The organism is Vibrio sp. 397 (assembly GCF_033339395.1).
Classification (GTDB): domain Bacteria; phylum Pseudomonadota; class Gammaproteobacteria; order Enterobacterales; family Vibrionaceae; genus Vibrio; species Vibrio alginolyticus.
This window is the reverse complement of the sequence record NZ_JAWOUN010000037.1, coordinates 1-11158: the sequence shown is the minus strand read 5'-3', so window position 1 is coordinate 11158 and position 11158 is coordinate 1. Positions and strand designations below refer to the sequence as shown.

The window sequence follows — 11158 nt, the reverse complement described above, 5'->3', positions numbered from 1 at the left end:
CATAGTGACTTATCGACCACGCAAATTTATACTCACGTGGCGACTGAACGATTGAAGCAGATCCACAGTCAACACCACCCAAGAGCATAACAATGGTTAGATTCATCCATGTCCTCTTGGAAAAACGATTTTACATTAAGGTGAATTTCATGAGCGTATTACGCCGACTAACTCTGCTGACTTTACCATTTTTTGTTACCGCTTGTGGTGCAGAAGAAAGTCAGGCTCAAACGGAGACTCCTGCGCAACAAGTGGCGCCAGCTGCACAAAGCGGCTTTGATGAAGCAGCATTAAAAACTAAGTTCTCAAAGCTTGGTTTATCTATCGTTGATATTCAACCATCAGACGTCGCTGGCTTATTGGAAATTCAAACCAATGGCGGGATCCTGTTTGCTTCAAATGATGGTAGCCATTTTATCGCCGGTACGCTTTATGCCATTAATGATGATGGCAGTTACAAAGATGTCATAGCAGAGCGTCAAGCGCCGCTTAACGCCGAGAAAATTGCGCAGTTCTCCGATAGCATGATCGAATACAAAGCCGACGATGAAAAGTACGTTGTGACCGTATTCACCGATATCACATGTGGTTACTGTGTGCGTCTGCATAGCCAAATGCAAGGCTATAATGATCTAGGTATTACAGTGCGTTACATGGCTTACCCTCGCCAAGGTGCAACTGGCCCTGTGGCAGAACAAATGGCAACGATTTGGTGTGCTGAAGATCCGGCGTCGGCAATGCACAACGCGAAAGTGAATCGTACATTTGATAACCCTGCGAAAGACCTGAAACAGTGTAAAGAAACCATCCAGGCGCATTACAATCTAGGTCGCCAATTGGGTATTTCTGGTACGCCAGCAATCTTCTTACCGAATGGCGAAATGGTTGGTGGCTACCTACCACCTGCAGAGCTATTGAAACGTTTAAAGCAACTATAATCCATTAGGAGCAGAGTCGGCAAAATTGTCGGCTCTTTTAAGCATGATAGAAATTCAACGACGTCCTGAACCTGATCTTTCCCTTCTTCCTGATTCCATTCCTTCGATTCTTAAACGTATCTACATCAACCGTGGGATAACGGATCTTTCACAATTAGAAACGTCGGCCCGTGGGTTGCATTCATATCAAAAACTCGGGGGGATTGAGCAAGCTGTCGATCTTTTGTTTCAGGGGATAAAAGAACAAAAACGCATCATCGTTGTCGGTGATTTTGACGCTGATGGCGCGACAAGCTCAGCATTATCAGTACTCGCGCTGCGCATGCTTGGTAGTCACAATGTGGATTACCTAGTGCCAAATCGTTTTGAAGACGGTTATGGGTTAAGCCCAGAAGTCGTTGACCAAGCCTTAGAGCTTGGCGCTGAGATGATCATGACGGTGGATAACGGCGTCTCATCAATCGAAGGTGTGCGTTACGCAAAAGAAAATGGCATTACCGTGCTCGTTACCGATCACCACTTACCAGGACAAGTGTTGCCTGATGTGGATGCAATGGTGAACCCAAACCTTGAGAGCTGTAGCTTTCCATCTAAAGCGCTTGCGGGTGTAGGGGTCGCGTTTTATCTCATGATGGCACTATGCGTTCATATGCGAAAACACAATTGGTTTGCAGAACAGGGGATGCAAGAGCCCAAGTTGATGGAATTGATTGACCTTGTTGCACTGGGTACCGTCGCCGACGTCGTTCCATTGGATGAAAACAACCGCATTCTTGTACACCAAGGCTTGCAACGTATTCGTGCGGGCAAAGCGCGTCCCGGCATCCAAGCGTTAATTGAGGTCGCGAAGCGCGATGCGCGTCGTTTAGTTGCGTCCGATTTTGGCTTTGCTTTAGGTCCACGTATTAACGCTGCAGGTCGTCTTGATGACATGTCTTTCGGTGTTGAACTATTGATGTGTAACAACATCCACGCTGCTCGTCGCATGGCAAGTGAATTGGATGGCTTGAACCAAACTCGTAAAGAGATTGAAGAAGGCATGAAGCAAGAAGCGATGGCTTTCTGTGAGCGCCTTCAGTTTAGTGAAGGCAATGAGCTTCCTTATGGCTTAGCCTTATTCCAGCGTGATTGGCACCAAGGTGTGATTGGTATTTTGGCTTCGCGCATTAAAGAGAAGTTTCACCGTCCAGTCATTGCATTTGCTGATGGCGGAGAAGGGACGATTAAAGGCTCGTGTCGTTCTATTCCGGGGCTACACATGCGCGATGCGTTGGATTTCATCGACACACAAAACCCGGGTTTGATCATCAAGTTTGGTGGACACGCCATGGCAGCAGGCTTAACGATTAAAGAGCAGGATTTTGAGCGTTTCAGTCGTTTGTTTGATGAAGTGGTAAAAAAGGAACTCGATGAAGCGGCGCTAAAAGGCGTGATCATGTCAGATGGTGAACTTAAGCCGGAAGAGTTCTCTATGCATGTTGCTGAACAGTTGCGAGCGGGTGGCCCTTTTGGACAAGCTTTCCCAGAGCCAATCTTTGATGGTGAGTTTAAAGTACTGCATCAAAAGCTGGTGGGTGAGAAGCATCTTAAATTGATGTTAGAGCCGCTTTATAAAGGTCACCCTACCAATGTGATGATCGACGGCATTGCATTCAATGTTGATCTACGCCGATGGCCAGATGCATCGGTTAAAACAGTACGTCTCGCGTATAAGCTGGATGTGAATGAATTTCGTGGTAATCAATCATTGCAATTGATGATCGACCATATCGAAGCTAAGTAATACCTAGATTAACCTTTCTTATAGAGTACGGTTGCCCCTAAGTGGGCGTAAAATTTTATGACCGTGCTCTCTCTCACCGCAATCTGATTTCTCATCCGAAATTTTCCTGTATCTCGGTCACATTTTTCAGTAGAATTTCTCGGTTAAATTCTATTCTAAAATGTTGAGTAAACATGTTTGAAATCAATCCAATTAAAAACCGTCTGCAGGACGTGTCTCAGCGCACAAATGTCCTGAGGGGGTATCTTTGACTATGACGCGAAGAAAGAGCGTCTAGAAGAAGTCAACGCAGAACTTGAACAACCAGATGTATGGAACGAACCTGAGCGTGCGCAAGCACTGGGTAAAGAGCGTGCATCACTAGAAGCGGTTGTTGAAACCATTGATCAACTAGAGCAAGGTGTGGAAGATGTAGAAGGTCTTCTTGAGCTGGCTGTAGAAGAAGAAGATCAAGAAACATTTGACGAAATTGAACCAGAACTTGCTGAGTTGGAAGAGAAGCTAGAAAAGCTTGAATTCCGTCGTATGTTCTCTGGCGACCACGATAGCTCTGATTGTTACATCGATTTGCAAGCAGGTTCTGGTGGTACAGAAGCACAAGACTGGACTAACATGCTGCTGCGTATGTACCTACGTTGGGCAGAAGCGAAGGGCTTCAAAGCTGAAGTGATTGAAGTCTCTGAAGGTGAAGTCGCGGGTCTTAAGTCGGCAACAGTTCGCATCTCTGGTGAGTATGCGTACGGTTGGTTACGCACTGAAACGGGCGTCCATCGTCTTGTTCGTAAATCTCCGTTCGATTCAGGCGGTCGTCGCCATACGTCATTTGCTTCTGCGTTCATCTATCCAGAGATTGATGAAAACATCGACATCGACATTAATCCTTCCGACCTACGTATTGACGTTTACCGTGCGTCAGGCGCAGGTGGTCAGCACGTAAACACCACAGAATCTGCGGTACGTATTACGCACGTACCTACGAACACAGTGGTTCAGTGTCAGAATGACCGTTCTCAACATAAGAACAAAGATCAGGCAATGAAACAGCTTCGAGCGAAGCTATTTGAGCTTGAATTGCAAAAGCAAAATGCGGAAAAACAAGCTAATGAAGACGCTAAGTCTGACATTGGCTGGGGTAGCCAGATCCGTTCTTACGTATTGGATGACTCACGTATTAAGGACCTCCGTACGGGCATTGAAAACCGTAATACTCAAGCGGTTCTTGATGGCGATCTGGACAAATTTATTGAAGCTAGCCTGAAATCAGGTCTATAAAGCTTTTCACCGACAAAAACAGGATACATCGAAAATGACTGATGCTGTTCAAAACGAAACTGTACTAGAAGAAAATAAGCTGATTGCTGAACGCCGCGCTAAACTGGATGCAATCCGAAAGAGCTGCAAAGCGAACGGCCATCCAAACGACTTCCGTCGTGACGCACTAGCGGGCGACCTTCAGAAAGAGTTCGGTGAAAAGACGAAGGAAGAGCTAGAAGAGCTTAACCACGTAGTAGCAATCGCTGGCCGTATCATGGCTAAACGTGGTCCATTCTTGGTAATTCAAGAAACTTCTGGCCGTATCCAAGCTTATGCTGACAAAGCGGTTCAAAAAGTACTTAAAGAAAAATACCAAGGTCTAGATATCGGTGACATCATCGGTGTTAAAGGTGCACTTCATAAGTCTGGTAAGGGTGACCTATACGTGAACATGGAAGAGTACGAGTTGCTAACCAAAGCACTACGTCCACTTCCAGAAAAGTTCCACGGTCTAACTGACCAAGAGATGCGTTACCGCCAACGTTACGTTGACCTGATCGTTAACGAAGACTCTCGTCAAGCGTTCGTAGTACGTTCTAAAGTAATGTCTGCAATCCGCAACTTCATGATCTCTAAGCAGTTCATGGAAGTTGAAACGCCAATGATGCACGTTATCCCTGGCGGTGCGAGTGCGCGTCCATTCATCACGCACCACAACGCACTAGACATGCCAATGTACCTACGTATCGCGCCAGAGCTATACCTGAAGCGTCTAGTTGTTGGTGGTTTTGATCGCGTATTCGAAATCAACCGTAACTTCCGTAACGAAGGCCTTTCTCCACGCCACAACCCAGAATTCACAATGATGGAATTCTACATGGCGTACGCAGACTACAAAGATCTGATGGACCTAACTGAAGAACTACTAAGCTCAGTGGCGCAAGAAGTTCTAGGTTCAACGTCAATGCCTTACGGTGATGAAACGGTTGAGTTTGGTGGTACTTACACTCGTATGAGCATGTTCGAAGCAATCAAGCACTACAACCCAGACCACGCGCAAATCCAAGCGCTAAAAGAAGAAGACCTACAAAACCGTGATCTAATGGTTTCTATCGCGAAATCTGTTCACGTTGAAGTAGAACCTTTCTGGACATGCGGTCAGCTTCTTGAAGAGATCTTTGGTGAAACAGCAGAACCTAAGCTAATGCAGCCTACGTTCATCACTGGTTACCCAGCAGATATTTCTCCGTTGGCTCGTCGTAGCGATGATAACCCGTTCTTTACAGACCGCTTTGAGTTCTTTATCGGTGGCCGTGAAGTAGCGAACGGTTTCTCAGAGCTTAACGATGCTGAAGACCAAGATGCACGCTTTAAAGCACAGGTTGAAGCGAAAGAGTCTGGTGACGACGAAGCAATGTTCTACGATGCAGACTACATCACTGCTCTAGAGCACGGCCTACCGCCAACAGCAGGCCAAGGTATCGGTATCGACCGTTTGGTTATGCTACTGACTAACACGCACACTATCCGTGACGTGATCTTATTCCCTGCAATGCGCCCGCAAGCGTAATTCGATAGGATGAGTAAAAAAACCACCTTCGGGTGGTTTTTTTTTGCCTTTTAGTTAAGGTAATTCAATTTGTTGCACTTGCCTTTTAATGGGATATGCAAATAAACATTCGCCAAATCTCAATCTATTGCATAGTCTTAATACTGAGACAGACGTGAGGGGGCGGAGTCTCGATAATGTTACCCGCTCGCAAAGATAAGTTTGTGGCACAAAATTTCTATTAACAATGAAAAAGGGTTAGAGAATGGCTGGGCAGTTTAAGATGGATTCCATCCCGGGATCGCTTGTGGTAGTTGGCGGTACTTATGAGCCTTGGTTATCGGTACTGGAGCAAGTGGGCTGGAAGTGTCATCAAGTAGGTGACTTACGCAAAGCTAATACGCTGTTAGAAGATATTGGTCCATGTATCGGTATTGTTGATCTCAGCCATGACGAGTTCAGCTTGAATGGTTTGGCGAACTTAGTCAGCTCTCACAAACACGTACGTTGGTTAGCGTTTATTCGTGAATCTCAGCTTGGCACTGACACCATATGCCAGTTCATTGTTAACTTTTGTATCGATTTTTTCACAGCGCCGATCCCAGATGCACAGTTATTAAGCACAATAGGTCACCAGCTTGGCATGCTTAAATTGGAGAAAAAAGTTTGGCCTAGTTTTGGTAGCAGTTTAGATATGGGTTTGATCGGTGAATCTATCCCGATGAAACGTTTACGCGATCAAGTGAAGCGCATTGGTCCAACGGACGTCAGCATTCTGATTTCTGGGGAAAGTGGGACTGGTAAAGAGGCGGTTGCTAGGGCCATCCATAAAGTCTCTTCACGCTCTCATAAACCGTTTATGGCAATTAACTGTCGCGCACTCAATGAACAACGTTTCCAAGCTGAAGTATTTGGTATTAACGCCGATGAAGATATGGAAGCATGCCTGCTTGAACAAGCAGATGGTGGCACCGTGTTGTTTAATGACATTCTTACCATTTCAAAAGAGCAGCAAATGAATCTGCTGAGATTCTTGCAAGAAGGCACCATTGATACCAAAGATGGCGTAAAAGCGGTTAACGTGCGTATTCTTGCTGCTAACTCGTCGGATGTTGAAAAAGCTTTGATTGACGGTGACTTCAATGAAGAGCTTTACCATTACATCAACGTTCTGCGCATCAATGTCCCTAGCTTGAAAGAACGTGCGAGTGACATCGCATTGCTGGCTCGTTTCTACTTACAAGAGTTCTCAAAAGAGTACAACTCGCAAGCAAAAAGCTTTTCTGAGGATGCATTCAAGGCACTGACACGTTATTTCTGGCCTGGAAATGTGCGTGAGCTGATGAACCAAGTGAAGCGAGCGGTATTAATGTCCGACAGCGTAATGATTGAAGATCATCACTTAGATTTACCTCAACGTAATGACTCAAAGCGCAGCTTGAAATCAATCCGAGAGAAGAGTGAACGTGATGCGTTGCTGGTTGTTTTGGAATCTCATTCTGGTCAAGTTTCAAATGCGGCGAAAGAGCTCGGAGTTTCGCGTGCAACCATGTATCGACTACTTAATAAACATAACTTGATTTCCGAACAAGCCATGTAGTTGGCCTTTCCCTGTGTTAAATAGGCGAATAAATACAATAAAAGAGAGTGGCCACAGAGCCGCTCTTTTTATTTTTGTTTGGTTTGATTTATAAAATCCGCAAATTTATATATTCCTCAGGTGAATATGTTATACGTAAAAGTATATGAAACTAAATTGCGGTGTATTGATTTGTTTTTAATCAAAAAGGCAAAAAATGTTTGATATATATTCATCAAAGCTTACAATTTAACCGTAACTCAATGAGTTATACCTTTCATAAACGGATTAATTTTTAGCTAGGAGGCGCAAGATGAAACATTACGTTGTTAACACCACTGCTTGCGCTGATCGTATGCCTATCGCTCCGATAATCCTTAAATCGGATGATACCAATACCACTGGCTCACAAGATAAAAATTAATCCGTAACCTATCATATTTATTACTAGGCTGCGGGAAAGTAGCGGCTTAGTATCAACAGAATATTTCTGTTCATTTTACGCACTATTTTTTCCCAGTCGAATACATCGATAATCGGAGAAAATATTATGCGTCACTCTATTTACCTACAATTGGCCACTTTGCTATTGAAAGCAGACCTTAAACGCGAAGAAAAACAATGGCAGCGCACCATACGCCGAACTGCTCATGATATTCCATGGACGAATGTTCATCTATTGAGAGATATTGGTTTAGATCGCGATGGTCGTTCTACACGTGCCAATGTTCCGGATGCAGTAAAAGTTGAACGTCGAGTTCGTCACCTTCGTCGAGTCTTAACGTCGCGAATAATGACGTAATCGTTAGCGTGTTGGGCTGACTGAGTTGCTAACGAGTCATTCAACACGCTTAACTTTTTATATGAAGTATGACTTCATTGGATAAACAGCTGATCTTGAAGATCAGCTGTTTTCGTTTGAAGGTGGTACTGTTAAGGGCAAGGATTCGAGTAAGTTGTACCTATTGCTTGAATTTCAGTAAGTAGTTCGTCGCTAAGTTGCAAATCAATACTGTCGATATTGGCTTTTAATTGGTCTAGGTTTGTTGCTCCGATAATGTTAGAAGCAACAAATGGACGCTGATTGACAAACGCGAGCGCCATTTGTGCAGGGTTTAGACCATGCTCTTGAGCTAAATTGACGTAAGCTTCGGTCGCTTTAACACCTTGCGGAGTGAAGTAGCGCGCAAAACGCTCCCACTTAGTGCATCGAGCGCCTTCAGGTTTTGCCCCGTTTAGGTATTTACCACTCAGGCAGCCAAATGCCAAAGGAGAGTAGGCAAGTAACTGAACGCCTTCGTAATGGCTGATTTCAGACAAGCCAACTTCGAAGCTGCGGTTCAATAAGTTATATGGGTTTTGAATGGAGACAATTCTTGGCAAATCGTGTTTTTCTGCCAAACGCAATAGCGACATCACACCCCACGGCGTCTCGTTGGATACGCCGATATAGCGCACTTTACCTGCATTCACTAATTCAGTAAGCGCTTCCAACGTTTCAATTAACGTGACTTCTTCTTGTTTGTCAGGGTATGGGTAGTTGAGTTGACCAAAGCAGTTGGTTTGACGCTGCGGCCAATGTAGTTGGTACAAATCGACATAATCGGTTTGTAGACGATTAAGGCTGTCATCAATTGCTGTATGGATGTGGCGACGATTAAGGCTCATGTTGTCTCTAATGTGAGGAACATTTCGAGGGCCTGCCACTTTTGTTGCCAGTACTACTTTTTCTCTTTTGCCGCTTTTTGCTAACCAATTACCGATGTATTGCTCGGTGAGCCCTTGTGTTTCCGAGTTTGGCGGTACAGGGTACATCTCTGCGGTATCGATGAAGTTCACCCCATGATCGAGGGCAAAGTCGAGCTGCTCAAAGGCGTCCTTTTCTGTGTTTTGCTCGCCAAACGTCATAGTGCCGAGGCAGATTTTACTGATCTCAAGTGATGAGTGCGGTAGTTTTGTGTATTGCATATCACGTCCTTGAAGAGTTACCGACTAAATAAGTGACTCCAATATAGGGGATTTTTAGCCGCAATCGCAAATGATTTACGTATAAAGGAAGAGCAAACTCGAAAGCTACAGTTAGCCTAACTACACTTAAATGATCGTGTGAAGGAGGTATGTTATGCAGAAGCATCAATTGGACATGTGGCTACATGGTCCACATAAAGATACTTATAAAACTCCCAAAGTATTTGTGATTGGGTGTTCTGATGTCTCTGACTATCTTTTAGCTGTGGAGTACAAGCATCAACTTGAGCCGATTAAAGACGGTGAAGACCCGATACATTTTGGCTCTCTAGACTTAGTAAAAGAAGAACTATTGAGGCTAGGGGTCGATAAAGCGTATTTAAGGCTGCGCAATGCGTATGACGAATGTGGCACTGAAGAGGCAGCCTCGTACTGCGATATTGAGTTATCGCTCGTGACGCACTAAATAGCTGATATGGTTTTATTCTGGTTGAGTGTTAATGTAGTGCTTGAGTAAGATCTGTTCAGTAAACTGTGTTCTAAGGTAAAAGCCTCGGGGCAGAGTTTTCATCGGCTTACCATTTGAGTTGTATGCTTCGGTGAGCGCTTTTGCATTTGCGGCTTTAGGGCGAAGATGCAGCGCTTCTCCGTGTCTGGCGGAAATTTGATCAAATCTTCCCAAGACGATCATCTCCATTAACTCTTCCCAGTCATTTCGCAAAATCCGTTCTTCTTCTTCATCTGGTGACCAAATGAGTGGACTGCCCACACGTCTTTCAGCGAGTGGGGTTTCTCGTTCTCCTTCTACGGGTACCCAAAGCACACGAGATAGCTTGTTTCGAACATGACTTGTTTCCCATGTAAGACCATGAACACCAGTGAGGGGGGCCACAGAAACAAAGGTTGTTTCTAAAGGTTTGCCAGAGTAACTAATCGGAATACTTTTCAACTCGATCCCTAGTTTTGCGAAATCTTGTTGAGGTTTACTGCCTGCTGGAGCGCCCAAGTGCCATTCGAGTAATTGACCCACCCAACCTTTATCACGTTTTAAGTTTTCAGGAACAATCATATTCGCCTCGGCGGCCAACTCAGCAAAACTGAGTCCTGCCATATCATGCGCTCGTTCCAATAGCTCTGCTTCTGTTTGTGGTTCTGGTTTCATAGTTACAAGGTGGTATTACAAAAAATATAGTTTATCAAACTCCGACCAAATCTACTGTTTAAGATTTCACCGAGGCGGTGTAAGAATGATCAATTCATAACTTATCCACAGGTGGAGGAGGTATTGATAAGATCCTGACGAGGTCTGTATGAATAAACAGGGGTTAAAATGCATTTTTGGGGTTGATTTTGTTGTAATTATCTAAACGAATAGCAGGTAAGTGTGGATAAATAGCCTGTTGGTGGATCTTTGACCGATCTGAGTTTGGTGAAAAGATCATCAAGAAATTGAAGATCGAATTATCGTTATTTTTAAAAATAAATACTTTTTTATCAATGTGTTATGTTTGTTTTTTTGTTTATTCATTTGTTTTTCATTTGATGGGATTGAACTGAATTACTCATTTGAATTGAATTCTTCACAAAGTTATTCACAGAAAAGGTGAATAAATGTGGGCAATGTCTCACTCTTGTGTTGATAAGGTATGGTTTGATTAAAAGATATCCAAAAATGCTGAAAAGGTAATAAATCTTGCTCATATCACATCAGTAAGTTTGCTAGTAATGGGGATATGTGGAAAAATCACGGTAATAAAAAATTTATTCATAGAGGTTAGCCAGTGATAGATGGCGATGGTTACCGACTTAATGTTGGTATTGTGATATGTAATAACCATGGTCAGGTCTTCTGGGCTAAACGATACGGGCAACACTCATGGCAATTTCCACAAGGTGGGATTGACGAAGGTGAAACCCCTGAACAAGCCATGTTCAGGGAGTTATACGAAGAAGTCGGTTTAACGAAAAAAGACGTTAAGATCATTGCAACAAGTCGTCATTGGTTAAGATATAAGCTACCAAAGCGATTGGTGCGTTGGGACTCCAAGCCTGTTTGTATCGGCCAAAAACAGAAATGGTTTCTGCTG

General features: G+C 44.0%; 10 protein-coding genes. 8 read left to right on the top strand and 2 right to left on the bottom strand.

All coding sequences use genetic code 11. The features are described 5' to 3' along the window. Positions 1 to 149: 149 nt before the first annotated feature. From dsbC to R7P36_RS24575, 6 genes are all read left to right on the top strand, one after another. On the top strand, positions 150 to 938 hold the full coding sequence (dsbC, locus tag R7P36_RS24600) for a bifunctional protein-disulfide isomerase/oxidoreductase DsbC (RefSeq protein ID WP_005381786.1): 789 nt from the start codon (positions 150 to 152) through the stop codon (positions 936 to 938). Positions 939 to 981: 43 nt separating this feature from the next. Then, positions 982 to 2721 (top strand): single-stranded-DNA-specific exonuclease RecJ, encoded by a 1740-nt coding sequence (gene recJ, locus R7P36_RS24595; RefSeq protein WP_213899732.1) that lies wholly within the window; start codon positions 982 to 984, stop codon positions 2719 to 2721. A gap of 173 nt (positions 2722 to 2894) precedes the next feature. Beyond that, positions 2895 to 3993 (top strand): peptide chain release factor 2 gene (gene prfB / locus R7P36_RS24590; protein WP_100068604.1). Its coding sequence is split into 2 segments (ribosomal slippage): positions 2895 to 2969 and positions 2971 to 3993, totalling 1098 coding nucleotides; the frame shifts between segments, so codons are not numbered across the junction. A 34-nt stretch (positions 3994 to 4027) separates the two neighbouring features. Further along, positions 4028 to 5545, top strand: a complete 1518-nt coding sequence (gene lysS / locus R7P36_RS24585) for a lysine--tRNA ligase (RefSeq protein WP_213899733.1) — start codon at positions 4028 to 4030, stop codon at positions 5543 to 5545. 244 nt (positions 5546 to 5789) lie between these two features. Then, complete coding sequence (gene vpsR / locus R7P36_RS24580) at positions 5790 to 7124, top strand: cyclic-di-GMP-binding transcriptional regulator VpsR (RefSeq protein WP_005385970.1); 1335 nt, start codon at positions 5790 to 5792, stop codon at positions 7122 to 7124. A 529-nt stretch (positions 7125 to 7653) separates the two neighbouring features. Beyond that, positions 7654 to 7905, top strand: a complete 252-nt coding sequence (locus R7P36_RS24575) for a hypothetical protein (protein ID WP_005381776.1) — start codon at positions 7654 to 7656, stop codon at positions 7903 to 7905. Positions 7906 to 8036: 131 nt separating this feature from the next. On the opposite strand, the gene R7P36_RS24570 is transcribed toward R7P36_RS24575, so the two are convergent. Continuing rightward, positions 8037 to 9071 (bottom strand): NADP(H)-dependent aldo-keto reductase, encoded by a 1035-nt coding sequence (locus R7P36_RS24570; protein WP_005381774.1) that lies wholly within the window; start codon positions 9069 to 9071, stop codon positions 8037 to 8039. Positions 9072 to 9225: 154 nt separating this feature from the next. On the opposite strand from R7P36_RS24570, the gene R7P36_RS24565 reads away from it, so the two are divergent. Next, positions 9226 to 9537 carry a DUF6482 family protein gene (locus R7P36_RS24565; RefSeq protein WP_005381772.1) on the top strand — a complete coding sequence of 104 codons (312 nt, stop codon included), beginning with the start codon at positions 9226 to 9228 and terminating at the stop codon, positions 9535 to 9537. A gap of 15 nt (positions 9538 to 9552) precedes the next feature. On the opposite strand, the gene mutH is transcribed toward R7P36_RS24565, so the two are convergent. Further along, positions 9553 to 10233 (bottom strand): DNA mismatch repair endonuclease MutH, encoded by a 681-nt coding sequence (gene mutH / locus R7P36_RS24560; RefSeq protein ID WP_318122330.1) that lies wholly within the window; start codon positions 10231 to 10233, stop codon positions 9553 to 9555. A 619-nt stretch (positions 10234 to 10852) separates the two neighbouring features. Between mutH and R7P36_RS24555 the strand changes: the two genes are divergently transcribed. After that, positions 10853 to 11158 (top strand): RNA pyrophosphohydrolase (locus R7P36_RS24555; protein WP_318122328.1); only part of this gene is annotated, 306 nt, incomplete at its 3' end.

What these genes read in the sequence shown, in the direction of transcription:
- mutH (WP_318122330.1), bottom strand. Translation starts at nt 10,233, where the DNA reads ATGAAACCAGAACCACAAACAGAAGCAGAGCTATTGGAACGAGCGCAT.
- R7P36_RS24575 (WP_005381776.1), top strand. Translation starts at nt 7,654, where the DNA reads ATGCGTCACTCTATTTACCTACAATTGGCCACTTTGCTATTGAAAGCA.
- R7P36_RS24565 (WP_005381772.1), top strand. Translation starts at nt 9,226, where the DNA reads ATGCAGAAGCATCAATTGGACATGTGGCTACATGGTCCACATAAAGAT.
- recJ (WP_213899732.1), top strand. Translation starts at nt 982, where the DNA reads ATGATAGAAATTCAACGACGTCCTGAACCTGATCTTTCCCTTCTTCCT.
- dsbC (WP_005381786.1), top strand. Translation starts at nt 150, where the DNA reads ATGAGCGTATTACGCCGACTAACTCTGCTGACTTTACCATTTTTTGTT.
- lysS (WP_213899733.1), top strand. Translation starts at nt 4,028, where the DNA reads ATGACTGATGCTGTTCAAAACGAAACTGTACTAGAAGAAAATAAGCTG.
- R7P36_RS24570 (WP_005381774.1), bottom strand. Translation starts at nt 9,071, where the DNA reads ATGCAATACACAAAACTACCGCACTCATCACTTGAGATCAGTAAAATC.
- vpsR (WP_005385970.1), top strand. Translation starts at nt 5,790, where the DNA reads ATGGCTGGGCAGTTTAAGATGGATTCCATCCCGGGATCGCTTGTGGTA.